Source organism: Pseudooceanicola marinus (assembly GCF_002786295.1).
Lineage (GTDB): Bacteria > Pseudomonadota > Alphaproteobacteria > Rhodobacterales > Rhodobacteraceae > Pseudooceanicola > Pseudooceanicola marinus.
Map to the genome: position 1 here is coordinate 209,773 of NZ_PGTC01000009.1, position 25,009 is coordinate 234,781.

The 25,009-nt window shown below is 67.9% G+C and carries 21 protein-coding genes; 4 read left to right on the forward strand and 17 right to left on the reverse strand.

The features are described from left to right. Positions 1-105: 105 nt before the first annotated feature. The 7 genes from CVM50_RS02230 to CVM50_RS02260 form a co-directional block, all read right to left on the reverse strand. Positions 106-1,488, reverse strand: coding sequence for an FGGY-family carbohydrate kinase (locus CVM50_RS02230; protein WP_085886322.1), 1,383 nt, complete (start codon positions 1,486-1,488; stop codon positions 106-108). Then, positions 1,485-1,799, reverse strand: coding sequence for an L-rhamnose mutarotase (gene rhaM, locus CVM50_RS02235; protein WP_100148416.1), 315 nt, complete (start codon positions 1,797-1,799; stop codon positions 1,485-1,487). Before rhaM ends, CVM50_RS02230 begins: the two co-directional genes overlap by 4 nt. Next, entirely contained in the window at positions 1,799-2,797 is a 999-nt protein-coding gene (locus CVM50_RS02240) for an ABC transporter permease (RefSeq protein WP_100148417.1), read from the reverse strand. The genes rhaM and CVM50_RS02240 overlap by 1 nt, the downstream gene beginning before the upstream one ends. Further along, complete coding sequence (locus CVM50_RS02245; RefSeq protein ID WP_085886320.1) at positions 2,794-3,777, reverse strand: ABC transporter permease; 984 nt, start codon at positions 3,775-3,777, stop codon at positions 2,794-2,796. Before CVM50_RS02245 ends, CVM50_RS02240 begins: the two co-directional genes overlap by 4 nt. After that, on the reverse strand, positions 3,774-5,315 hold the full coding sequence (locus CVM50_RS02250) for a sugar ABC transporter ATP-binding protein (RefSeq protein WP_085886319.1): 1,542 nt from the start codon (positions 5,313-5,315) through the stop codon (positions 3,774-3,776). Before CVM50_RS02250 ends, CVM50_RS02245 begins: the two co-directional genes overlap by 4 nt. An 83-nt stretch (positions 5,316-5,398) precedes the next feature. After that, positions 5,399-6,394: a rhamnose ABC transporter substrate-binding protein gene (gene rhaS, locus CVM50_RS02255; RefSeq protein WP_085886318.1), complete on the reverse strand. Its 996-nt coding sequence runs from the start codon at positions 6,392-6,394 to the stop codon at positions 5,399-5,401. Between the two features lie 43 nt (positions 6,395-6,437). After that, positions 6,438-7,244 carry a DeoR/GlpR family DNA-binding transcription regulator gene (locus tag CVM50_RS02260; RefSeq protein WP_085886317.1) on the reverse strand — a complete coding sequence of 269 codons (807 nt, stop codon included), beginning with the start codon at positions 7,242-7,244 and terminating at the stop codon, positions 6,438-6,440. A gap of 191 nt (positions 7,245-7,435) precedes the next feature. On the opposite strand from CVM50_RS02260, the gene CVM50_RS02265 reads away from it, so the two are divergent. Together CVM50_RS02265 and rhaI are read left to right on the forward strand one after the other, a co-directional pair. Further along, the gene (locus CVM50_RS02265) at positions 7,436-9,538 is read left to right on the forward strand and encodes a bifunctional rhamnulose-1-phosphate aldolase/short-chain dehydrogenase (protein WP_085886316.1); all 2,103 of its coding nucleotides are present in this window, start codon (positions 7,436-7,438) and stop codon (positions 9,536-9,538) included. Between the two features lie 59 nt (positions 9,539-9,597). Continuing rightward, positions 9,598-10,872 carry an L-rhamnose catabolism isomerase gene (gene rhaI, locus CVM50_RS02270; protein WP_085886315.1) on the forward strand — a complete coding sequence of 425 codons (1,275 nt, stop codon included), beginning with the start codon at positions 9,598-9,600 and terminating at the stop codon, positions 10,870-10,872. Between the two features lie 87 nt (positions 10,873-10,959). Here the strand turns inward: rhaI and CVM50_RS02275 are convergent, their stop codons facing one another. From CVM50_RS02275 to CVM50_RS02290, 4 genes are all read right to left on the reverse strand, one after another. Beyond that, positions 10,960-11,484, reverse strand: coding sequence for a winged helix DNA-binding protein (locus CVM50_RS02275; protein ID WP_222476388.1), 525 nt, complete (start codon positions 11,482-11,484; stop codon positions 10,960-10,962). 2 nt (positions 11,485-11,486) lie between these two features. Then, the gene (locus tag CVM50_RS02280) at positions 11,487-12,782 is read right to left on the reverse strand and encodes a TRAP transporter large permease (RefSeq protein WP_085886314.1); all 1,296 of its coding nucleotides are present in this window, start codon (positions 12,780-12,782) and stop codon (positions 11,487-11,489) included. Beyond that, on the reverse strand, positions 12,782-13,324 hold the full coding sequence (locus CVM50_RS02285; RefSeq protein ID WP_085886313.1) for a TRAP transporter small permease subunit: 543 nt from the start codon (positions 13,322-13,324) through the stop codon (positions 12,782-12,784). The genes CVM50_RS02280 and CVM50_RS02285 overlap by 1 nt, the downstream gene beginning before the upstream one ends. 106 nt (positions 13,325-13,430) lie before the next feature. Continuing rightward, positions 13,431-14,408 (reverse strand): TRAP transporter substrate-binding protein, encoded by a 978-nt coding sequence (locus CVM50_RS02290; RefSeq protein ID WP_232618128.1) that lies wholly within the window; start codon positions 14,406-14,408, stop codon positions 13,431-13,433. Positions 14,409-14,547: 139 nt separating this feature from the next. Here CVM50_RS02290 and CVM50_RS02295 point away from each other — a divergent pair, with 139 nt between their 5' ends. Together CVM50_RS02295 and CVM50_RS02305 are read left to right on the forward strand one after the other, a co-directional pair. After that, on the forward strand, positions 14,548-18,144 hold the full coding sequence (locus CVM50_RS02295) for a hydantoinase B/oxoprolinase family protein (RefSeq protein WP_085886312.1): 3,597 nt from the start codon (positions 14,548-14,550) through the stop codon (positions 18,142-18,144). Between the two features lie 509 nt (positions 18,145-18,653). Continuing rightward, positions 18,654-20,324, forward strand: a complete 1,671-nt coding sequence (locus tag CVM50_RS02305) for a GMC family oxidoreductase (protein ID WP_085886310.1) — start codon at positions 18,654-18,656, stop codon at positions 20,322-20,324. A gap of 17 nt (positions 20,325-20,341) precedes the next feature. Here the strand turns inward: CVM50_RS02305 and CVM50_RS02310 are convergent, their stop codons facing one another. The 6 genes from CVM50_RS02310 to CVM50_RS02335 are packed head-to-tail and all read right to left on the reverse strand — an operon-like array spanning position 20,342 to position 25,008. Further along, positions 20,342-20,665 carry a 2Fe-2S iron-sulfur cluster-binding protein gene (locus tag CVM50_RS02310; RefSeq protein WP_085886309.1) on the reverse strand — a complete coding sequence of 108 codons (324 nt, stop codon included), beginning with the start codon at positions 20,663-20,665 and terminating at the stop codon, positions 20,342-20,344. A gap of 27 nt (positions 20,666-20,692) precedes the next feature. Continuing rightward, complete coding sequence (locus tag CVM50_RS02315; protein WP_085886308.1) at positions 20,693-21,904, reverse strand: NAD(P)/FAD-dependent oxidoreductase; 1,212 nt, start codon at positions 21,902-21,904, stop codon at positions 20,693-20,695. Next, positions 21,901-22,416: a GFA family protein gene (locus tag CVM50_RS02320; RefSeq protein WP_085886307.1), complete on the reverse strand. Its 516-nt coding sequence runs from the start codon at positions 22,414-22,416 to the stop codon at positions 21,901-21,903. Before CVM50_RS02320 ends, CVM50_RS02315 begins: the two co-directional genes overlap by 4 nt. Next, on the reverse strand, positions 22,397-22,810 hold the full coding sequence (locus CVM50_RS02325; RefSeq protein ID WP_085886306.1) for a Rieske (2Fe-2S) protein: 414 nt from the start codon (positions 22,808-22,810) through the stop codon (positions 22,397-22,399). The genes CVM50_RS02320 and CVM50_RS02325 overlap by 20 nt, the downstream gene beginning before the upstream one ends. A gap of 10 nt (positions 22,811-22,820) precedes the next feature. Continuing rightward, positions 22,821-23,918, reverse strand: coding sequence for an amidohydrolase family protein (locus CVM50_RS02330; protein WP_085886305.1), 1,098 nt, complete (start codon positions 23,916-23,918; stop codon positions 22,821-22,823). A gap of 1 nt (position 23,919) precedes the next feature. Further along, positions 23,920-25,008 carry an amidohydrolase family protein gene (locus CVM50_RS02335; protein WP_085886304.1) on the reverse strand — a complete coding sequence of 363 codons (1,089 nt, stop codon included), beginning with the start codon at positions 25,006-25,008 and terminating at the stop codon, positions 23,920-23,922. Position 25,009 lies beyond the last annotated feature (1 nt).

Sequence of the window (25,009 nt, forward strand, 5' to 3'; positions counted from 1 at the left end):
CCGAGGACAGGGGAGCGGTCCCGCGCCTGGTGTGCCGGAGGGTATGCTCGGCTCTCTGCTCTCCGCAGGGGGTGCAGGCGCAAGGGCCGCGCTATCCTGCTGTCGTCACCCGGGCCCGCCCGCGCTCTGGTCAAGCGCGCGCCGCCACTCCGCTGCATAGCCTTGCAAGGCGTCGGCGTTGGACAGGGGCACAGTATCGCCGCCGGTGGCCCCGCGGCCCTCGGCGAAGAGCAGGGCGGCCCCGATGCTGGTGCCGGTGGCCGAGGTCATCGCGCGAACGCCCTCGGGCCGCAGCGCCGCCAGCATGTCGAGGTAATCGGCATTGCGTGCGAAGGGCCCCTCTATTATGACCGGCCCCGCAGCGCCAGCAAGGCCCAGGCAGGTGTCGGTCATCAAGGCGAGGTACCAAGACAGCGCAAGCATCTTCTCTCCCGCCGTCGCAGGTGTGCCCTCCCAGCCGCCCGCCCGTCCGGCGAAGGGTCCCGAGCCACGCTCGATCCCCGGCAACAGCCGAAGGCCACGGCGCAGCACGGCGCGCCGGTCGTCGTCGGTCGGCACGGCCTCGCAGCCATCGCGGATGATCTCGTATTCCCGTCCCCCCATGAAGCGGGCGGAGGGCACGGGCGCCCCCAGGGCGTTCACGTTGACCAGCGTGTCGCGCGAGGGGTCCAGCGTGACGGGGGCTCCGCCGACGGCCATGGCGACGACCCAGGTGCCTGTCGAGACGACGGAGAAGGGCGGCGTTTCCGACAGGATATGCGGGTAGAGCGAGGCGTTGCTGTCGTGGATGCCCGTCACCACCGGCGTCGCGGTCGAAAGCCCGGTCTGGCCTGCCACCTCGGGCGTGACGGTCCCCAGGATCTCGGTCGCGCGTTTCGGCGGGGCCAGTCGGCCCGTCAGGCCGAGCCGGTCCACCAGGGCCGAGGGCTGCGCGCGCCAGGGATCCCAGAGGTCGGTGTGGCAGCCCAGAGAGGTCACGTCGCTGGCCAGCGCGCCGGTCAGGCGGAAGCCCCAGTACTGCGGATAGGTGACGACATGGGCCAGCCGCGCGTCCAGCCCCGGGTCGCTGCGCAGCATCCAGTGCAGCTGCGCACCGAGGTTCAGCCCCGCCGGCAGCCGGGGCGATCCGGTCTCGACGAAATCGGGGCGCAGCGCGTCATAGTCGGTGCGCAGGCTGTCCGGGCCGTCGTGTTCGTAATCCAGCATGGGCGCCGCCAGATCGCCATTGGCATCCAGCAGCACCGCCGAGGCGCCGTGGGTCGTGACCGAGATGGCGTCGATGCCATGGGCGGCGTGGAAACGGGCCAGCCCGTCGAGGAAGAAGGCCCAGTGCCCGTCGAGGTCGAAATGCGGCCAGGGCGGCCCCGGTCGCACGCTGTTGGGCCGGGTCTCGACGGCGATTTCGCGCAGGCTGGCGGCATCGACGAGCGCCAGCTTGGCGTTGGTCTTGCCCACGTCGAGGACGGCGATGTGGCGCAGCTCGGTCATGGCAGGTGAAAGACCGTCCGCAGGTCCACCGACTTCGGCGAGTTGTCGGAGTTCGTTTCCATGATGTCGCCCATGTAGACCCACCACTTCTGCATAACCGGATGGTCGGGCAGGTCGTCCATGCCATGCCCCTCGGCCCGCCAGAGCACGGCGAAAAGCGCGTCTGTCTCCGGGTCGAGGTGGATCGAGTAATCCTGCACCCCGGCGTCGCGCAGCAGCGCCACCAGGTCTGGCCATATCTCGTCATGGCGGCGCTGGTATTCCGCGGCCATGCCGGGCCGCAGAGTCATGCGAAAGGCGATCTTCTCCATCACGCCCTCCGCAGTTTCGCGACCAGCCGCGGGATGGCGATCACCCCGATCAGCAGCGCGCCGATGAAGATCGACATGACGATGCCCGGCACGTTCAGCAGGCCCAGGCCAAAGGTGACCATGCCCATGACCAGTGCCGCGATGACCACGCCCAGAATGGAGCCGGAACCGCCCAGGATCGACACGCCGCCCAGGACGACCATGGTCACCACTTCCAGTTCCCAGGCGTAGGCGATGGAGGGGCGGGTGGAGCCGAGCCGGGCGGTCAGGCAGATCGCGGCGATACCGGACATCAGGCCGGTCAGAAGGAAGAGGATCATCTTTACCCGCTCCACCCGGATGCCGGAAAACCGTGCGGCCGTCGGGTTGTTGCCGATGGTGTAGACGTGCCGGCCGAAGTTCGTCTTGTGCAGCACCAGGGCGTAGATCGCGGCGAAGATCGCGAACAGTGTCAGTTCGAAGGAGATCACCCAGAAAACGTAGCCGCGCCCGAACCAGGCGAAGCTGTCGGGGTAGCCGTTGAAGGCCTGGTCGCCCAGCACGATGTAGCTGATGCCGCGAAAGAGGCTCATGGTGCCGATGGTCACGACGATCGACGGCAGGCCCAGCCGGGTGACCAGCACGCCGTTGAACGCCCCGCAGAGCAGGCCGACGGCCAGGCCGATGGCCACGAGGCCGGGCGTGCCCACCCCGAATTGCAGGGCCCAGCCCATGGCGGTGGAAGCCAGGGCGATGATGCCCGCCACGCTCAGGTCGATCTCGCCCGAGATGATCAGCAGCGCCATGGCGAAGCCGATCATCGCCTTTTCGGTGAAGTTGAAGGTGGCGTCCGACAGGTTCCAGGGATCGAGGAAATAGGGGCTGGCCTGGGTGTTGGCGACAAAGATCAGCACGGCGATCCCGAAGAGCAGCAGCTCCCAGCTTTTCAGGATACGGGTGCCGCGCCCGTGCAAGCGGTCGGGCAGGCTGCGGCTGCGGGTGTCTTCGGCCAGGCTCATTGCGCATGCTCCGCGGATTTCAGGATGATACGGCCCTGCTTGCGGTTGCTTTGGGCGTTGAAGGCCACGGCGATGATGATCGCAGCGCCCGAGATGGCGAGTTGCCAGAAGGGCGAGATGCCGGCGACGGGCAGGGCGTTCTTGATCGTGCCGAGGAAAAGCGCCCCCAGCACCGCGCCGGTCACCGTGCCAAGGCCCCCGGCGATGGAGATGCCGCCGATGACGCAGGCCGCCACCACGTCGAGCTCGAACCCGCCGGCGACATCCACATAGGCCACGGCGTAGCGCGACACCCAGAGATAGCCGCAAAGCCCGGCCAGACCGCCGGCGATGGTGAAGGCCGCAAAGCGGGTCTTGCCCACGTCGATGCCGGTGTAGACGGCGGCATGGGGGTTGCCGCCCACGGCGTAGAAGGCGCGGCCCAGGGCCGAGCGGTTCACCAGCACGGCAAAGCCCGCGATGACGGCGATGGCGATCCACGACAGTACCGGCAGACCCAACAGCTCGAAGCGCGGCACCGCCTTGTAGGCCGCGCCCATCTCGTGGCTGTTGACCCATTCGCCGCCCGAGATCAGGAAGATCAGCCCGCGGTAGATGGTCAGCGTGCCCAGGGTCACCACGATGGGCGGGATGTCCAGTTTCCACACCAGGATGCCGTTGAACATGCCCATGATGACGCCGAGCGCGATGGCGATGGCGATCAGGGCGGCCACCGGCACGCCCGGCATGGCGGCGTTGATCATCGCCGTGACCATCCCGGTCAGCGCCAGGTTCGACGCCAGCGACAGGTCGATGCAGCGCGTCAGGATCACCAGCGTCTGGCCAAGCGCCAGGATGATCAGGATCGAGGTGTCGTTGAACACCGAGGCTAGGTTGCCCGGCGCGGCAAAGCCGGAAAACCGGCTTTCCACCACCAGCACCAGGGCGATGAGCGCGGCGACCAGGATCGCCTCGCGCGATTTGATGAAGTCGCGGATCATGCCGCCTCCCCTCCGTCGTAACCGGCCGCGGCGCGCACCAGTTTTTCGGGCGTCAGCCCCTCGCGGTCGTATTCCGCCTCGATGCGCCCCTCGCGCATCACGATCACCCGGTCGGACATGCCCAGGATCTCGGGGATCTCCGAGCTGACCATGATGACCGACAGGCCTTCGGCGGCCAGTTCGGCCATGAACTCATGCACCGCCGCCTTGGACCCCACGTCGATGCCCTTGGTGGGCTCGTCCAAGATGATGACCTTGGGCTTGGTGGCCAGCCACTTGGCGATCACCACCTTCTGCTGGTTGCCGCCCGACAGTTCGCCCACGTTCTGGTCGAGCGAGGCGGCGCGCAGGTCCAGCCGTTCGGTATAGCTGCGGGCCAGGGCGAATTCCTCGGCCATGCGGGTGAAGCCCTCTTTCGAGGTGGTCTTCAGCGAGGGCAGGGTGACGTTCTGGAAGATCGGCATGGCCGTCACCGCCCCCTGCGCGCCCCGGTCCTCGGGGACATAGACGATGCCGCGCGCGATGGCCTCGGCGGGGGAGCGGATCACGGCGATATGCCGGTCGATGCGGCAGGCCCCCTTCGAGGGCTTCGTCACCCCGAACAGCGCCTGCATGAACTCGGACCGCCCGGCGCCGACCAGCCCGTAGAAGCCCAGGATCTCGCCCCGGCGCAGGGTGAAGCCGATGTCGGCGAATTCGGTCGGGTGGGAATAGCCGGAGACGGTCAGCACCTCCTCGCCCGGGGTGCTGTGGCGCTCGGGGAAGATTGTGTCGACGGCGCGGCCGACCATCTTCTCCACCAGCTGGTTCTCGGTCACTTCGGCGATCAGCCCGGCATCCACCATCTCGCCATCACGGAAGACGGTGTAGCGGTCGGCGATGCGGAAAATCTCGTCGAACTTGTGGGAAATGAACAGGATCGCCTTGCCCTCGGCCTTCAGCCGGTCGACCAGCTCGTAGAGCTCCTCGATCTCGGCGGCAGAGAGCGAGGCGGTGGGTTCATCCATGACGACGACGCGGGCATCGACCGACAGGGCGCGGGCGATGGCAACAAGGTGCTTCGACGCGATGCCAAGCTCGCGGAGCACCGTCTTCGGGTCGATCTGCGCGCCGATGCGGGTCAGGATCTTCTGCGCGTTCTCGTTCATCGCGGCCCAGTCGATCAGGCCGAACCGGCCCCGGGGCGCATGGCCCAGGAAGATGTTCTCGGCCACCGTCAGCTCGTCAAACAGCACGGTTTCCTGGTGGATCGCCGTCACGCCCGCCTCCGCGGCGGCGGTGGCGGTGGGAAAGCGGGTCGGCTGCCCGTCGACGGTGATCGTGCCGGCGTCGGGCTGGTAAATGCCGGTCAGGATTTTCACCAGCGTCGACTTGCCCGCGCCGTTCTCGCCCACCAGGGCGGTCACCTGGCCGGGGTAAAGCGCCAGTTCGACGTCCCCCAGGGCGCGCACGCCGGGGAAGGTCTTGGTGATGCCGTCGAGCCGCAGGATCGGATCGACGGAGACCGGGGCGCTGGCGATGTTCTCGGAATAGTTCATGGACCCCCCGCAGGACGGTGGATGAAGCAGGAGCGGCCGCGCGGGGCAGGGGATCTGCCCCGCGCGCGAACGGGATCAGAGGATCAGAAGATGCTCTTGAACTCGTCGATGTTGCTCGCGTCATAGGTGAAGGGCTCGGACATGGCGGCGGTCTTGTCTTCGTCCAGCGTCACGCTGCCCATGCGGCCTGTCGGGATCTCGGCGCCCGGCTCCGCGGTGGCGGCGTCGGTGGCCAGGGCATGGGCGATCATCGCCGTGGTGTAGCCCAGGTCGACCGGGTTCCAGATGGCGAAGGACTTCGATGCGCCGCTTTCGACCGCGCCGGCCATTTCCGACGGAAGGCCCAGGCCGGTGACGTTCACCTGGCCCACCTTGCCGGCATCCTGCACCGCCTGGGCGGCGGCGACGATGCCGACGGAGGTCGGCGCGATGATCGCGTCGAGGTCGGGGTAGGACTGCATCAAGCCCTGCGCCTCGCGGTAGGACTTGTCCGCCAGGTCGTCGCCATAGACCGTCGCCACGACTTCGATGTCGGGATACTGGTCCATGACCTTGTTCATTTCCTCGATCCAGGTGTTCTGGTTGGTCGAGGTCGAGGTGGCCGACAGCAGGGCCACCTTGCCGCCGTCGGGCAGCTGGTCGGCGGCCAGCTTGATGATCGTCTGGCCGATCAGCTCATCCGACGAGGGCGCCAGGTGCATTTCCCGGCCCTCGGGCGCGACGCCGGAATCCCAGGAAATCACGGTGATGCCGCGCTGCATGGCCTTCTGCAGGGCCGGGGCGACAGCATCGGGGTCATTGGCGGAAATCGCGATGGCGTCGACCCGCTGGGCGATCAGGCTGTTGATGACCTCGATCTGGCCCTCGGCGGTGGTCGAGGTCGGCCCGGTGTAGATGATCTCGGTATTGCCGAGCTCCTCGGCGGCTTCCTCGGCGCCACGCGCGGCGGCCTCGAAGAACCCGTTGCCCAGCGACTTGGCCACCAGCGCGATGCGGACATTGTCCTGCGCCATGGCGGTTGATCCCATCAGCGACGCGGCAAGGCCGAGCCCGATGGCGAAACGTCTTGTCAGTGTCATTTGCATTCCTCCCTTGAAATGACTCCCGAAATGACCGGACGGGTCAGCCCGCCTCGGCCTCCTCCTCACTCGCGGCCCCCGAGGGCGCCACGATCAGTGTCACGCCGGCGCTTTCCAGCATGGCGGCGTGGACATCTGTGATGCGGTCGTCGGTGATCAGCGTGTCCACCCGTTCAAGTGGGCACAGGATCAGGCTCGACCGTTTCTCGAACTTCGAACTGTCGGCCAGGATCACCACCTCCTCCGCCTGTCCGATCAGCTTCTGCTCGGACTGGATGACCAGCGGGTCGGGTTCCATGATCCCCAGCGGTGCGATCCCCTGGCAGCCCATGAACATGCGCCGCGCGTAGAAATTGCGGGTCACGTCGTTGTCGAAGGGCGACAGGATGATGTTCTGTTCGCGGTAGATCGTGCCGCCCGGCAGGACGACGGTGTTCTTGGTCTGCTTCAGTAGGTGTTCGGCGATCGGAAACGAGTTGGTGAAGACCTGGCAGCGGCGCGTGGCCAGCGGATGCACCATCTGGAAGGTGGTCGTGCCACCGTTGATGATGATCGCCTCGCCGTCTTCCAGTATCTCGACCGCGGCGCGCCCGATGGCGCGTTTCTGCGCGGCATTCTTCGACTGGTTCACCGAAAACGGCCGGCCCAGCAGGCCGGTCACGGCAGGCGGCGCGACCGACTCGGCCCCGCCACGCACCCGGCGCAGCTTCTTCTGCATGTGCAGCGTCGCGATATCGCGCCGGATCGTCGCCTCGGACGATTCCGTCATCTCCACCATCTCGGCAACCGACACGAACGGCTTGGCCTCGACGGCGGACAGGATCACGCGATGTCGCTCATTCTCGTGCATGGATGCCTCCCTTGGTGGTTCAGCATGACGCGGTGTTTCGATCATTGTCAATCATAAATGATCGTAACCGATCTTTCTGCATCTGCATAATGATTGGTATTGATCGTTTGTGATTGACAATGGCGGGCGGCGAACTCATCCTGTCCTCGACATCACGACCGGCCCTCGCGGGCCTGATGGGAGGAAACGCCATGCTCAAGACAGTGTCCGGAACCGGGCTCGATAACCTGTGGGACGATGCCAGGACGTCCGGGATGACCGAGTCCGACAAGTTGCTTTACCGTTCGAACCTGCTGGGCTCGGACAAGCGGGTCACCAACTACGGGGGCGGCAACACCTCCGCCAAGGTGATGGAAACCGACCCGCTGACCGGGGAGGCGGTCGAGGTGCTTTGGGTCAAGGGCTCTGGCGGGGACATCGGCACCATGGACAAGTCGGGGTTCGCCACGCTTTACATGGAGAAGCTGGAGGCGCTGAAGGGCCTCTACCGCGGCCTCGAACATGAGGACGAGATGGTGGGCTACCTGCCGCATTGCACCTTCGATCTGAACCCGCGCGCCTCCTCCATCGACACGCCGCTGCACGCCTATGTGCCGAAGAAGCACGTCGATCACGTCCACCCGGACGCGATCATTGCCATCGCCGCCTCGAAGAACTCGAAGGAGCTGACGCAGAAGATCTTCGGGGATGAGATCGGCTGGCTGCCCTGGAAGAAACCGGGGTACGAACTCGGCCTCTGGCTGGAGGATTTCTGCAAGACAAACCCGGACGCAAAGGGCGTCGTGCTGGAAAGCCACGGGCTGTTCACCTGGGCCGATGACGCGAAAGAGTGCTACGCGCTGACCCTCGACACCATCAACCGCGCCATCGCCTGGTTCGAGGAACAGACCGAGGGCGTCGCGCCCTTCGGCGGGTCCGTGCACCCGACGTTGCCGGAGGCCGAACGCCGCCGTGTCGCCGCAGCCCTGATGCCCGCGATTCGCGGCATGATCTCCGAAGACAGCCACAAGGTCGGCCATTTCGACGACCAGGACGCGGTGCTGGATTTCGTCGGCGCCCAGGACATGCCGCGCCTCGCGGCGCTCGGCACCTCCTGCCCGGACCACTTCCTGCGCACCAAGATCCGGCCGCTGGTGGTGGATTTCGACCCGTCGAATCCGGACATCGACGGCACCCTGGACAAGCTGAAGGGCATGATCGAGGACTACCGCGCCGACTACGCCGCCTATTATGACCGCTGCAAGCATGCCGATAGCCCGGCCATGCGCGATCCTAACGCGGTGGTCTACCTGGTGCCCGGCGTCGGCATGATCACCTTTGCCAAGGACAAGGCGACGGCGCGGATCTCGGGGGAGTTCTACGTCAACGCCATCAACGTGATGCGTGGCTCGGACGCCGTCAGCGATTACCAGGGCCTGCCAGAGCAGGAGGCCTTCGATATCGAATACTGGCTTCTGGAAGAGGCCAAGCTGCAACGCATGCCCAAGCCCAAGAGCCTGGCGGGCCGCATCGCCATCGTCACCGGCGGCGCGGGCGGCATCGGCATGGCCACGGCCGAACGCTACCTCGCGGAAGGCGCCTGCGCCGTTCTGGCCGACATCGACGCCGAGGCCCTGGCCCAGGCGACCGAGGCGCTGGTACAGCGCTATGGCCGCGACATGGTGCGCAGCGTGCAGATGAACGTGACCTCGGAGGAAGCGGTGGCCGCCGCCTATGCCGACATGGCCGTGGAATTCGGCGGCGTCGACATCGTGGTGTCCAACGCCGGGATCGCCTCCTCGGCCAAGGTCGAGGACACCACGCTGGAGCTGTGGAACAAGAACATGTCGATCCTGTCGACCGGCTATTTCCTCGTCGCGCGAGAGGCCTTCCGCGTGCTGAAGGCCCAGGGCATCGGCGGGTCGATGGTCTTCGTGGCCTCGAAGAACGGGCTGGCGGCCAGCCCCGGCGCCTCGGCCTATTGCACCGCAAAGGCGTCCGAGATCCACCTGGCCCGCTGCCTCGCGCTGGAAGGCGCGCCGGAGGGCATCCGGGTGAATGTGGTGAACCCCGACGCGGTGCTGCGCGGCTCGAAGATCTGGACCGGCGAATGGCTGGATCAGCGCGCCGCCACCTATGGCACCGACAAGGACGGGCTGGAACAGATGTACCGCGACCGCTCGCTGCTGAAACGCAGCGTGCTGCCCGAGGACATCGCCGAGGCCTGCTATTTCTTCGCCGCCGACACGAGCGCGAAATCGACGGGCAACATCCTGAACGTCGATGCCGGCAACGTGCAGGCCTTCACGCGCTGACACTGACGGGGCCGCGCCCGCCCGATGGGGCGGCGCGCGCACCCCGAGGGAGGAAACCCATGATCGACGCAACCACCATCACCGCCGCCAACGCGGCGGCGGACGCCGCCCTGCGCGCGGATTACGACGCGCTTGGCGATCACCTGGCTCGTCGCGGCATCGACATCGCCACCATCAAGGACAAGGTCGCCGCCTATGGCATCGCGATCCCCTCCTGGGGCGTCGGCACCGGGGGCACGCGCTTTGCCCGTTTCCCCGGGGTGGGGGAGCCGGCCAATGTCTTCGACAAGCTCGACGACTGCGGGGTGATCCACCAGCTGACCGGCGCCACGCCGCGCGTGTCGCTGCACATCCCCTGGGACGATGCCGACCCGGCCGACCTGCTGGCCAAGGCCGAGGAAACCGGGCTGGCCTTCGACGCGATGAATTCCAACACCTTCCAGGATCAGCCGGGGCAGGCGCACAGCTACAAGTACGGCTCGCTGTCGCATAGCGATGCCGCGACCCGCGCCCAGGCGGTGGAGCATAACCTCTACTGCATCGAGCTGGGGCAGAAGATCGGGTCGAAGGCGCTGACCATCTGGGTTGGCGACGGATCGAACTTTCCGGGGCAAAGCAACTTCACCCGCCAGTTTGAACGCTACCTGGGCAGTGCCAAGGAAGTCTACGCCGGGCTGCCCGACGACTGGCGCCTGCTGACCGAACACAAGATGTTCGAACCTGCCTTCTATTCGACCGTCGTGCAGGACTGGGGCACCAACTACATGATCGCGCAGGAACTGGGTCCGCAGGCGCAGTGCCTCGTCGATCTGGGCCACCATGCGCCCAATGTGAACATCGAGATGATCGTCGCGCGGCTGATCCAGTTCGGCAAGCTGGGCGGCTTCCACTTCAACGACAGCAAGTATGGCGATGACGATCTCGACACCGCGTCGATCGACCCCTACCGCCTGTTCCTGGTGTTCAACGAGTTGGTGGAGGCCGAGGGCACGCCCGATTTCGACCCGGCGCATATGCTGGACCAGAGCCACAATGTCACCGACCCGATCGAAAGCCTGATGAATTCGGCGATGGAGGTGCAGCGCGCCTATGCCCAGGCGCTGCTGGTGGATCGCGAGGCGCTGGCGGGCTTCCAGGACGGGAACGACGCGCTGATGGCGTCGGAAACGCTGAAGGCGGCCTTCCGCACGGATGTGACCCCGATCCTGAAGATGGCCCGGCTGGAGAAGGGCGCGGCGATTGATCCCGTGGCCGCCTACCGGCAGTCAGGCTACCGCGCGGCGGTGGCCGAAACGCGGCCCGTCTCGGACGGCAGCGGCGGCGGGATCGTCTGAACCCGGTGTAAACCCCGGTCCTGCCTGTCCCCGCGGCGGGCAGGGCCCCCGGGAGGGCAGGGCCCCGGGGCGGGCTGTCGTATCGCGTCAGAGGCTGGCGGCGGCGCGGGCGGCCTGGTCATAGCCGCCGGACATGGCCCGCAGGAGGGCGGCAAGGCGCGACACCTCCGCCGGGTCGATGCCCGTGGCCTTCAGTGACCGGATCAGCAGCGCCTCTCGCACCGTACCGTACTTGCGGCACAGCTCGGCGCCCGCGTCGGTGATCGAGACGGTCTTCTCCTTGCCCTTGCGCCCCGTGGTCACCAGCTTGCGCTCCACCAGCTTGCGCAGGGCGTAGTTGACCGTGTGGGTGTCCTCGATGTTCAGGACCAGGCAGATGTCGGCCAGGGTCTTGGGCCGTTCGCGGTGATGGACCAGGTGCAGAACCTGGATCTCCAGCGGGGCCATGCCGGACGCACCGGCGGCGTCCATGCAGCGGGTCATCCAGCGCTGGAAGGCGTGATTGCCCATGGCCATGGCGAACTCCATCTCCGAGACCTCGGGCATGGCGGAGTTCGCGAGGTGGGCCGATGACACCACCGGCCCTACGTTGAAACGGTCTTCGTCGGTCATGGTCACATCGTCCTCGGCAGCCACAGCGCGATTTGCGGGAAAACCGACAGAAGTGCAACGGCCGCCACCAGGATCAGGAAGAAGGGCAGGGCGTAGCCCGCCAGCTGCAGGATGTCGCGCCCGGTGATCTTCTGCAGCACGAAGAGGTTGAAGCCGACGGGCGGGGTGATCTGGCTCATCTCCACCACGATCACCAGGAAGACGCCGAACCAGATCGGGTCGAGGCCCACGGCGGTGACCATCGGCAGGATGATCGACACTGTCAGCACCACGATGGAAATCCCGTCGAGGAACATCCCCATGATGATGAAGAAGACCGTCAGGGCCGCCAGCAGGGCGTAGGGCGACAGATCCATCGCGCCGATCCAGGCGGCCAGGGCGCGCGGGATGCCGGTGTAGCCCATGGCGACGGTCAGGAACCCCGCGCCGGCCATGATGAAGGCGATCATGCAGGTGGTGGTCGAGGCGGCCATCAGGCTGTCGCCGATGCCGCGCCAGCTGGCCGCGCCTGTGGCCCAGGCCAGGATCATCGCGCCCACGACGCCGATCACGGCCGCCTCGGTGGGCGAGGCGATGCCTGCGTAGATCGAACCGATGACGGCGATGATCAGACCCACCACGGGCAGCAGCCGGGCCAGCGCCCGCAGGCTGTCGCGACCGTTCACCGCCGGTTCGATGTCGGGCATGCGGGTGGGGTTCAGCATCGCCCAGATCATGATGTAGCCCGAGAACATCGCGGCCAGCATCACGCCCGGCACGAGGCCGGCGAGGAAGAGCTGCGCGATGGATTGCTCGGTCGCGGCGCCATAGACGATCAGGATGATCGACGGCGGGATCAGGAAGCCGAAGGTGCCGGCGCCGGCCAGGGTGCCGATGGCCATCTTCGGGTCATAGCCGCGCGCCGTCAGTTCGGGGATGGACATGCGGCCGATGGTGGCCGTGGTCGCGGCCGACGATCCAGACACGGCGGCAAACAGAGCGCAGCCCAGCACGTTGACGTGCAGCAGGCGCCCCGGCAGGCGGCGGGTGAAGGGGGCCAGCCCCTCGAACATGTCCGACGAGAGCCGCGAGCGGACCAGGATTTCCCCCATCCAGATGAACATCGGCAGCGAGGTCAGGTCCCAGACGGTCAGGCTGCCCCAGACCTTGGTGGCGAAGACCAGCGTGACCGGCGCGGTGGAGGCCGCCAGCATGGCCACGAGGCCCACGGCGATCAGGGCAAAGCCGATCCACAGGCCGGCGGCCAGGGCGGCGAAAAGGACGACGACGAGGAGGGGGGCAAGCACGGCGATTTCCATCAGGCCTCTCCCTGTTCCTGGGCCGCGTAGCCGGGCGTGCCGCCCCGCAGCAGCGTCACCAGCCCGTCCAGCAGGGCGACCAGCAGCAGGATCAGGCCCAGGGTCATCACGCCCTGCGGCAGCCACAGCGGCACGCGCACCATGCCGAAGGACACGCTGTCATAGACCCAGCTGTCCCAGGTCTGCAGCACCGAGGACCAGGTGGCGAAAAGGCACAGCCCGGCGGCGAGGATCAGCACCAGCGCCTCCAGCGGGCGGGCGATGCGCGGCGGCAGGGCGCCGGTCAGCAGGCCGACGCGGACATGGCCGCCCCGGCAGAAGGTGCCGGCAAGACCGAGGAAGACCGCGGAGAGGAACAGCATCCCGCCGATTTCCGCCAGCGAGGGCACGGTGATACCAAGGGGGGCGGCGCCGATCAGCCGGGCGCCCCGGTCGATCAGGCGGCCGAGGATCTGCACCAGCACCAGCGCGGCGATGGCGGCAAAGGCCGCCGCGGCCAGCATCAATGCGCCGGTGTAAAGCCGGTCGAGTGTCTGTCTCATCTGTCTTGCTTCCCTGCGCGGCGCCGGTGTGCCCCGGCCTTGTCCATATGGAGGATGCAAACCGGCCGGGGCACGGCATCCGCGCGCCCCGGCCGGTCCGGTGGTCTTACTCGGCGTGGTAGGCGTCGACGACCGACTGGCCTTCCTCGCCGGCTTCTTCCAGCCATTCGGCGGTCATCGTCTCACCGATCTCGGCCAGTTCCGCCGACAGGGTCTCGGAGGGGTCCGAGATGGTCATGCCGTTCTCTTCCAGCACCGCCAGCTTCTCGGCGGTTTCGGCCTTGGACATCTCCCAGCCGCGGGTTTCGGCGGCGGCGGCGGCCTCCAACACGGCGGCCTTCGTGTCGTCCGACAGCGCGTCGAAGGCGCGGGAGTTCACGATCACCATGTTCTTCGGCAGCCAGGCCTGAAGTTCGGTGTAGTTCGACACGAAGTCCCAGGCCTGAGAGGAGACACCGGTGGAGGGCGAGGTGATCATCGCGTCGGCGCGCCCGGTGGAGAAGGCAGTGGGAATGTCGCCGGTCTCGATCTGGGTGGGCACGGCGCCCATCAGCTGGGCCAGGCGTTCGGTGGCGTTGTTGTAGGCGCGGAAGGCGGCGCCTTCGAGGTCGGCGGTGCTTTCCACGGGGCCGGCGGTGAACAGGCTCTGGCCCGGCCACGGTACGGCATAGAGCAGGGTCAGGCCCTGTTCGGCCAGCTTCTCTTCGACCATGGGGCGCGAGGCCTCCCACAGCTTCATGGCGTCATCGTAGTTGGAGGCCAGGAAGGGGATCGAGTCGATGGCGAAGATCGGATCCTCGTTCGCCAGGCGCGACATCAGGGTCTCGCCGATCGGGGCCAGGCCGCGACGCACGGCATCCTTGATTTCCGGGTGGGCGAAGAGCGAGCCGGCGGAATGCACGGTGATCTCCAGGTCGCCATCGGTGGCCTCGGTCACGTCCTCGGCAAACTCGATGATGTTCGCGGTGTGGAACACGCTGTCGCCATAGGGCGTGGGCATGTCCCAGGTTTCCGCCATGGCGGCAGGGGCGGCCAGGGCGGCGAGGGCCCCGGCGAAGAGCGGCATGCGAAGGTGTTTGGTCATCTTGGGTCTCCCAGTTGTCGATTTTCTGAGCAGCGGATCAGGTCCGCCACCTCGCTTCGTGCCCCGACCTTGACAGATACGCTGAAAGTTCGTCAACAAATTGTCAGCGAAATGACTGCAAGATGCAGGGAGAAGATGAATGAATAAGCAGCAGCGCGGCGCGGAATGGGATTTCTGGATCGACCGTGGGGGCACTTTTACCGATGTGATCGCCCGTTCCCCCGAAGGGGGACTGACCGCGATGAAGCTCCTGTCGGAGAATCCCGGCGTCTACGAGGATGCCGCAATCGAGGGGATTCGTCGCCACCTGGGCGAGGATGAAATTGATTCGTCCCGCGTCGGCACCGTCCGCATGGGCACCACCGTGGCGACAAATGCGCTGCTTGAACGTAAGGGCGACCGGACGCTTCTGCTGATCACCAAGGGGTTCCGCGATGCCCTGCGCATTGCCTACCAGGACCGGCCCGACATCTTTGCCAAGGAAATCATCCTGCCCGAACAGCTTTACGAACGGGTGATCGAGGTCGAGGAACGGGTGCGCGCCGACGGCACGGTGGAGGTCGCGCTGGATGCGGAAGGCACCCGCGCCGAGCTGGAGAAGGCGAAGGCCGACGGGATCGACGCGGTGGCCATCGTGCTGATGCACGCCTGGACCGCGCCCGATCACGAGTTGGCGCTGGAGGCTTTGGCGCGCGAGGTGGGCTTCGGCCAGATCTCGGTCAGCCATGAGGTGTCGCCGCTGATCAAGCTGGTGGGCCGGGGCGATACCACCGTCGTCGACGCCTATCTGACACCGATCCTGTCGCGCTATGTCGAACGGGTGGCCAGCGCCCTGGGCGCCACGCCCCCGGACGAGGCGGGACCCACGCTTCTGTTCATGATGTCCTCGGGCGGGCTGACCGCCGCCGACCGCTTCAAGGGCCGCGACGCGATCCTGTCGGGCCCCGCAGGCGGGGTCGTCGGCATGGCACGCACCGGGCAGATCGCTGGCCATGACAAGGTGATCGGCTTCGACATGGGCGGCACCTCGACCGACGTGGCGCATTTCGATGGCGCCTTCGAGCGCGCGTTTGAAACCCAGGTGGCGGGCGTCCGGATGCGCACGCCCATGGTCCAGGTGCACACCGTCGCCGCCGGGGGCGGGTCCATCCTGCATGCCGACCCGGGCCGCTTCCGCGTCGGCCCCGACAGCGCCGGCGCCCATCCGGGGCCGGCTTGCTACCGGGGCGGGGGGCCGCTGACCGTGACCGATGCCAATGTCATGCTGGGCAAGCTGAACCCCGACTACTTCCCCGCCATTTTCGGCCCCGATCAGGACCAGCGACTGGACCGCGACACCGTGGCGGCGAAGTTCACCGAGATTTCCGATGGCCGTGCCCCCGAAGAGGTGGCCGAGGGCTTCCTGCGGATCGCCGTGGAAAGCATGGCCAACGCGGTGAAGAAGATCTCGGTGCAGCGCGGCCATGACGTGACGGGCTACCTGCTGAACGCCTTCGGTGGCGCAGGCGGGCAGCACGCCTGCCTGGTGGCCGATGCCCTGGGGATGAGCCAGGTTCTGATCCACCCGCTGTCGGGCCTTCTGTCGGCCTACGGTATCGGCCTGGCCCGCGTGACCGAGGCGCGCCAGCAGGGGCTGGAAGGCACCTTTGGCGAAACCACCGAAATCCCCCCCGCGCTGGAGCGGCTGGAGGGTGAGGTGCTGACCGCCCTGGCCGAACAGGGCGTGCGCGACGGTGTCGAGATCCGCCGCCGGTTGCACCTGCGCTATGCCGGCACCGACACCGCCCTGCCGGTCGCCTGGGACGGCGACGAGGGGGCCGCGCGCGAGGCCTTCGAGGCCGCGCACCTGGCCGAATTCGGCTTCACCGATCCGCAGGCGGCGCTGATCGTCGAGGCGGTGGAGGTCGAGGGCGAGGCGCCCGAGGGCGATCGCATCGACGGCACCTCCGCCCTGACCGAGGGCGCGGCAGAGATCGAGGCCCGCGTGCCGGTCTTCTCGGGCGGCACCTGGCACGAGGCCGCGGTGTTGCGCCGCAACGCCCTGACGCCCGGCCGCCACGTGCAGGGCCCGGCGCTGGTGATCGAACCCAACCAGACCATCGTCGTCGAACCCGGCTGGCGCGCCGAGGTCAGCCAGCATGACCACGTCATCATGACCCGCACCGAGGCCGCCAATCGCGCCGAGGCGGCGGGGACCGAGGCCGACCCGGTCCTGCTGGAGGTGTTCAACAACCTCTTCATGAACATCGCCGAACAGATGGGGGTCGCCCTGCAGAAAACCTCGCGCTCGGTCAACATCAAGGAACGGCTCGATTTCTCCTGTGCGGTCTTCGATGCCGATGGCGCGTTGGTGGCCAATGCGCCGCATATGCCGGTGCACCTCGGCTCCATGGACCGGTCGGTCGAGGCGGTGATCCGGCAGAACAAGGGCCGCGTCCGTCCGGGTGATGTCTTCGCGCTGAACGCGCCCTATAACGGCGGCACCCACCTGCCGGACATCACCGTGGTGACGCCGGTTTTCGAGGGGGAGGAGATCCTCTTCTGGACCGCCTCGCGTGGGCACCACGCGGATGTGGGTGGCATCGCCCCCGGGTCCATGACCCCGCGCGCCACCAGCGTCGACGAGGAAGGCGTGCTGATCGACAACTTCCTGCTGGTCGAGGGCGGGCGGTTCCGCGACGGCCCGCTGCGCGAGCTGCTGACGGATCACCCGTACCCCTGCCGCAACCCGGATCAGAACATCGCTGACCTGAAGGCCCAGGTGGCCGCCAACGCGCGCGGCGCGGCGGAATTGCGCCGGATGATCGAGCAGTTCGGGCTGGAGGTCGTGCAGGCCTACATGGGCCACGTGCAGGACAATGCGGCCGCCGAGGTGGCGCGGGTGCTGGGCCGGCTGGACGACGGGGACTACGCGTACCCCACCGACACCGGCCAGGTGATCCGCGTGAAGATCACCATCGACCGTGACGCGGGCGAGGCCACGGTGGACTTCACCGGCACGTCGCTCATGGCCGAGAACAACTTCAACGCACCGGAACCGGTGACGCGGGCGGCTGTTCTCTATGTCTTCCGGGTCATGGTCGAGGCGCCGATCCCGATGAACGCAGGCTGCCTGCGGCCCATTCGGATCATCGTGCCCGAGGGCTGCATGCTGGCGCCCACCTACCCGGCGGCGGTGGTGGCGGGCAACGTCGAAACCTCGCAGCATGTCACCAACGCGCTTTTCGGGGCGCTTGGGGCCATGTCGAACAGCGAGGGCACGATGAACAACCTGACCTTCGGCAACGACGCCTACCAGTACTATGAAACTATCTGCGCGGGTTCGCCCGCCGGTCGGTTCAACGACGGGCGGGAGTTCGCGGGCCAGGCGGGGGTGCATGTGCACATGACCAACTCGCGCCTGACCGATCCGGAGATCCTGGAAAGCCGCTACCCGGTCCTGCTGGAACGCTTCGGCATCGACGAAGGCTCGGGCGGTCAGGGCCGGGTTGCGGGCGGCGACGGCACCAGCCGGGTGATCCGCTTCCTCGAACCGATGGATCTGTCGATCCTGTCCTCGCACCGGGCGAACCCGCCACAGGGCCTGAAGGGCGGCCAGCCCGGCCGCTGCGGCAAGACCGAGGTGCGGCGCCTGTCGGGGCAGGTCGAGGTGCTGAAGGCCTGCGACCAGACCGAACTGGCCGCCGGAGAGGCGGTGATCGTCACCACCCCCACGCCCGGCGGCTACGGCAGCTGATCCCGGGGGCACAGCCTGAAACGCAAAAGACCGGCGCAGATCGCGCCGGTCTTCTGTCTTTTGATAGGCAGGCTGCACACCCGCTGGCCGGTCAGCCGGGCCACGGTATTGAGCGCCGCCGGCGGCACGGCGGGCAGGTCGGGCTCGCCCACGCCGCCCGTCTGGGCGCCGGAGCCTGCCAGGAAGCCACGGCGCGAGATGTTTTGCGGCGCGAGGCAGGGGTGATCTTGTCGAGGATCCCCATGGATCGGGCCTCCTTGCAGGCCCTCGTATGGCTTGTCCGGCGCAGGCATCCTGCGAAGGGCAGGGCGCGCCGGCATTGCGTCGCCGGCGCAAGGATGACCCCCATGGGCGCCTTACGCTCAGGGCGGCGGCCAGATAGGAGCAATGAGCCTGCCTCATGAATTGGGCGCCCCTTGGCCGCAGGACCGACGGCGGGGGCCCATTTTCCGTTGGAAAGCGTCCGGCGGCCCTGTAGCACCGAAGGGGTACAGGGCAGGGAGGGGGCCATGGCGCAGGCAACACCGGAGGGGGAGACCTTCGATTACGTCATCGTCGGCGCGGGCACGGCGGGCTGCCTGCTGGCCAACCGGCTGAGCGCCGATCCCGGCACACGTGTCCTGCTGCTGGAGGCGGGTCCGAAGGACAGCTACCACTGGATCCATATCCCGGTCGGCTATCTCTACTGTATCGGCAATCCGCGCACCGACTGGATGTATTCCACCGAGGCCGCGCCGGGGCTGAACGGGCGCAGCCTGCTCTATCCGCGCGGCAAGACCCTGGGGGGCTGTTCCTCGATCAACGGCATGATCTACATGCGCGGCCAGGCGCGGGACTACGACGGCTGGGCGCAGATCACCGGAGAGGACGCCTGGGGCTGGCAGGCCTCGCTGGAAGATTTCAAGCGCCACGAGGATCACTACCGGCTGGACGGCGGGGCCGATCCGGTCACCGGTGACAACAGCCGCTTTTCCGACCTGCATGGGTCGGGCGGCGAATGGCGGGTGGAGAAACAGCGCCTGCGCTGGGACGTGCTGGACAGTTTCGCCGAAGCCGCCGCCGAGGCCGGGATAGAGCCGACCGAGGATTTCAACACCGGCGACAACGCGGGCGTGGGTTACTTCGACGTGAACCAGCGCGCGGGCTGGCGCTGGAACGCCTCAAAGGCCTTCCTGCGGCCCGCGCGACACCGCGCGAACCTGACCATCTGGACCGGCGCGCAGGCGGAGCGGCTGACCTTCGAGCGTACCGGCGCCCTGCGGTGTGACGGCGTGGTGGTGCGGCGCGGCGGCGCCAGCGTGACGGCAAGGGCCCGGCGCGAGGTGGTGCTGGCGGCGGGGGCGGTGAACTCCCCGGCGCTGCTGCAGCTCTCGGGGCTGGGGCCGGCGGAGCTGCTGCGCACGCACGGGATCGAGGTGCTGCGGGATGTGCCCGGAGTGGGGGAGAACCTGCAGGACCATCTGCAGATCCGCGCCGTCTACAAGGTGGCCGGGACGAAGACGCTGAACGCGCTGACCGCCAGCCTCTTCGGCAAGGCGGCGATCGGGCTGGAATACGCCCTGCGCCGCTCGGGCCCGATGAGCATGTCCCCCAGCCAGCTGGGTGCTTTCACCCGGTCAGACCCGGACCGGGCGCATGCCAACCTGCAATATCACGTGCAGCCGCTGAGCCTCGATGCCTTCGGTCAGCCGTTGCACGGGTTCCCGGCAATCACGGTTTCGGTCTGCAACCTGAACCCCACCTCGCGCGGGCAGGTGCGGATCGGATCGGGGGATTTCCGCGACGCGCCGAAGATCGCGCCGAACTACCTGTCGACCGAGGAGGATCGCCAGGTCGCCGCCGCCAGCCTGCGCCAGGTGCGCGGGATCATGGAACAGCCCGCCATGGCGCGCTATGCGCCGGAGGAATACAGGCCCGGGGTGCAATACCAGAGCGACGAGGAGCTGGCGCGGCTGGCCGGCGACATCGCCAGCACGATCTTCCATCCCGTCGGCACGGTCCGCATGGGGGCCAAGGACGATGCCACCGCGCCGCTGGATCCACATCTGCGGATGAAGGGGGTGGCCGGGCTGCGGGTGGTCGATGCCTCGGTCATGCCCCGGATCACCAGCGGCAACACCAATGCGCCAACGCTGATGATCGCCGAAAAGGCCGCCGGCTGGATCCGCGCGGGGGGCTGAGGCGGCCGCGCGCGGGCTCAGGCCTGTTCCTCGGGCACCTCGACCACCAGCCCGTCCAGCGCCGCCGTGATCTTCAGCTGGCAGGACAGGCGGGAGCGGGCCGGGTCGCTGCCTGGGGCAAAGTCCAGCATGTCCTCCTCCATCGGGTCCATGGGCGGCAGCCGGTCCACCCAGTCGGGGGCCACGTAGACATGGCAGGTGGAACAGGCGCAGGCGCCGCCGCATTCGGCGACGATGCCTTCGACGCCGTTGTCGCGGCCGCCCTCCATCACCGTCAGCCCTTCGGCCAGATCGAGCGCGTGGGTGGTGCCGTCATGTTCGATATAGGTGATCTTCACCACGGGTCTTTCCTCCGTCTTGTTGGGGTGTCAGGCGGCCGCCAGGGCCTTCAGGTCGGTCTCCGGCGCGGCCAGTAGCGCCGGGTCGGGGCTGGTGTCCCGGGCCAGCAGGCGGCGGCCGATCATGTAGGCGCGCGGGTCGTTCATCGCGTCCAGCGCGATCAGCCGGTCCCCGGCGTAGTACCAGTGCGACAGGCTGCCGGCGCGGGCGCCGGGGCGGGCGACGACGCGGGTGTAGCCCGCGTTCAGCCCGGCGATCTGCAACTTGGTGTCGTATTGATCCGACCAGAACCAGGGCTGTGGATCATAGGGCGTTTGCGCGCCCAGCAGGTTGGTTGCGACGCATTCGGCCATGTCGATGGCGTTCTGCACGCTTTCCATCCGCACTCGGGTGTCGCGCCACGGGAAGCTGGCGCAGTCGCCCGCCGCCCAGATGTGCGGATCGCCCGTCCGGCCCAACTTGTCCACGGCGATGCCATTGTCCAGCGGCAGGCCCGCGGCTTCGGCCAGGGCGACATTGGGGGCGACGCCGATCCCGGCCAGCACCAGGTCCGCCTCGACCCGGCTGCCATCCGACAACTCCGCCCCGGTGACGTGGCCCGCACCCAGAAGCCGCGCCAGCCCCGTGCCTTCGCGCAGGTCGACGCCATGGGCGCGGTGCAGGGCACGGAAGTAGTCCGAGGTTTCCGGCGCGGCGACCCGTTGCAGGATACGTGGCGCGGCCTCGATCAGGGTGACCTGCAGGCCGAGGCCGCGCGCCACCGCCGCTGCTTCCAGCCCGATGTAGCCACCGCCCACCACCAGCAGCCGCGCGCCGGGGCGCATCCGCGGGGCCAGGGCGTCGACATCGGCGATGCCCCGCAGGGTGAACACCCCGTCGAGGCCGCCGCCGATCATGTTGGGCAGGCGGCGGGGCGTGGCGCCGGTGGTCAGGACCAGCTGGTCGTAGGGCAGCCGTTCGTCGCCGATGCGGACGCACCGCGCGGCGCGGTCGATGGCATCCGGCGCGCAGCCCGTCCGCAGGGTGATCCCCTGGTCGGCATAGAAGGCCTCGGGGCGCAGGAACAGCCGCTCGCGCGGCATCTCGCCCAGCAGGTATTTCTTCGACAGGGGCGGGCGCTGGTAGGGCGGATGGGGTTCGGCGCCCAGCAGGGTCAGGGGGCCGTCATGGTCCAGGGCGCGCAGCTTCGCGACCAGGGCACAGCCCGCCTGGCCCGCGCCGATGACGACGATGCCGCTCATGCCGCGCCCTCCGCCAGCATGCGCGCGAAGGCCGCGTGCAGCTCCGGCATCGGCGGGGCGCCTTCGTATTGCGCCACGCCGGGCAGGGCGGGCAGCCAGGGTTGGCGCTCCTCTATGAATAACTCCGCCACCGGACGCAGCCAGCCGGGCGCGTCCAGCGTGCCGGGTTTCAGCACCACCACCGGGCTGCCCTCCACCCGGTGGGTGATCCGGGTGCCGCAGGCCGGGCAAAACCGGATCTCGCCTGCGCGCCCCGAGCCGCCGGTGACGGCGCGGGCCTGCAGCTCGCCCTCGATCTGCAGATCCTCGGGGCGCAGTTGCAGGCTCTCGCCGAAGGCGCTGCCCGATTGCCGCTGACAGCGCGAGCAGTGGCAGAGGTAGAAGGTGACCGGCGCGCCGGTCACCCGGTAGCGCACCGCGCCGCATTGGCAGCCACCGGTCAATGGCAGATCGGGCAGCGCCAGCGCGCCGCCCGGCTTGGGCGTCGAGGCGTCAGATCGAGAGGACGACATAGTCATCCTCCGTCCGCACCTCGAAGATCTCCGCCTGGTAGGGGCCTTCGGCCAGGGTCTCGCCCGGCTTCACCTCCACGTCGAAGGTCTTCACCCGCATGCGGTTCGGGTCGCAGTAGGACCGCCCGTTGGCCAGGTCAAACTCCCAGCCGTGCCAGGGGCAACGCACCATGATCTTCTCGTCCTCGGTGCGGTAGTCTCCTGGCCCGTCGGCGCTGATGAAGGCCGCGACCTTGCCGTGGCACAGCTCCGCCCCTTCGTGGGGACAGCGATTGGTGATCGCGGCGAAGCGATGGCCCAGGTTGAAGATCGCGATGACGCGGCCCCCGATTTCCACCCGGCGGGCGGCGCCTTCGGCGATCTCGTCGGTGCGGCAGATGATGTGATCGGCCATGATGCCTCCTTCAGGTCAGGTTGTAGACGCCCAGGGCATTGTCGCGCAGGATGCCGCGCCGGGCCTCCTCGGACATGCCGACGCGGAAGGCGCGGTCGGGGTGGTCGAAATCCCAGTGCGGGTAGTCGGTGGAGAACATCAGCTTGTCCCAGCCGATCCAGTTCAGCAGGTGGGTCATGTGGCGCACGTTCGGCGGCTCCTCCACCGGCTGGGTGGTCAGCCAGACGTTGGATTTCACGTAGTCCGAGGGGCGCCGGGTGACATGGGGCACCTCTTCGCGCATGCGTTCCCATTCACGGTCCATGCGCCACATCAGCGGCGCCAGCCAGGCAAAGCCGCCTTCGACCAGCACCACCTTCAGTTTCGGGAAGCGCTCGAAGACGCCCTCGAAGATCATCGAGGTCAGCATGGTCTGTGCGGTGTGGGCGAAACCGTAGTGCTCCTCCACGTAGAAGCTTCCCCAGCCCGCGCCCGAATTGGCGCGCCAGCCGGTTGCGGCGGAATGCACGCCGATGGGCAGATCCAGCGCCTCGGCCCTTTCGTAGATCGGCCAGTAGCGGCGGCGCCCGGCCGGTTCCATGGACCGGGGCACGAAGGCCACCTGCACGAAGCGCGGGTCCTTCGAGCGTTCGTCGATCTCGCGCAGGGCGGCGGCGGTGTCCTCCTGCGGGATCGAGATGCCGCCTTTCAGCCGCGGCTCCTTCGACAGCCACTTGTCGATCTGCCAGTCGTTGAAGGCTGAACAGACCGCCGCGCCCAGCTCCTGGTTCTGCAGCGAGGGGCCGGCGTTCAGGGCATGCAGCAGGCCGAATTCGATGTTCAGATCATCCAGCAACTGCGTCTGCATGAAGGCCAGGTTGGACGCCGGCGCACCGCCGTCGGGCGGATAGCTGTCCTGGCGCATGCCGTGGCCCATGCGGGGATATTGCAGGGCCCCGGCGAAGGGTCCGCCCGATCGCATCCCCCAGTCGCGGACATGGTCGCGCCAGCGCAGCGGCAGGAAGGCGGCAATCTCGCCCCGCGTCGTCAGGGCCGGGTGGATGTCGCAATCGACGATGCCCAGCTTCGCCTCGGTGGTTTCGGTCTTTTCCAGTTCGGTGACGGACATGTCACACCTCCAGTCTGGGGTAGGTGGCAAGGATGTTGTCGCGGCAGATCGCCGGGGCCAGATCGGGCGCCAGCCCGGCCGGCCAGAGCGCGGCGCGCGGCCCCTGGTCGTGTGGGAAGTCCGAGGAGAACAGCAGCATGTCGGACCCGCCTACGCAGTCGATGACGGCCGCGACCTCCTCGGGATCGTCGGGCAGGTCGAAGGGATGCAGGGTGAACCGCAGCTGGCGTTGCAGTACCACCTCGGGGCTTTCCTTCAGCCAGGGCACCTCCACCCGGCTGCCGCGCCAGTCCTTGGCCATCCGCCAGGACAGGCCGAAGAGCCAGGAGATGCCGCTTTCGGCCATGACGACCTTCATGTCGGGAAACTCGGTCAGCACCCCTTCGGACAGCAGGCTGGCCGTCTGGCTGGCAAAGCCCTGGGTCCAGGTCACCTGTTCCTCCACCAGATAGCTGAGGAAGCCCGCCTGGGTGGGCGCATGGCGATAGTTGCTGCCCGGGTGGATCGACAGGGCGAAACCCGCCTCGCTGGCGGCGCGCCAGATGGGCCAGTAGTCGCGCTGCCCCAGCAACCCGTCGCCCATGCAGATCGCCAGCACCTGCACGAAACGCTTGTCGTCGGCATAGCGCCGGATCTCCGCCACGGCCTCCTCCACGTGGCGGAAGGGCACCAGCAGAGAGCCGCGCAGGCGCGGATCGTGATCCAGCCATTCGGCGGCCAGCCAGCGGTTTGTGGCTTGGCACATCGCCGTCTGCATGTAGGGATCGAACAGCGCCTGCACCCCGTTCACCACGTTCAGCACCGCCGCCGACAGGCCCAGCGGATCCAGATGCGCCTCGGCCAGCCGTGCGGGGGTGGCGACGCCGCCGTCCGCGCCTTCGGCCCGGAAGGGCTTGGTGGCGAAGGGGTAGGAGGTCAGCTCCATGTGGCCGATGTCGCGATAGGGCAGCATGTCGCGCCAGTAGCTGTCCATGAACGGCATCAGGTCGGCCTGTTCGGGACTGCGCGGATGCACGTCGCAGTCGATGGCGCCAAGGCCCTTCAGGGGTCCGGCGGCGGTCTCTGTCTTCGGATCGAGCTCTGTCAGCATG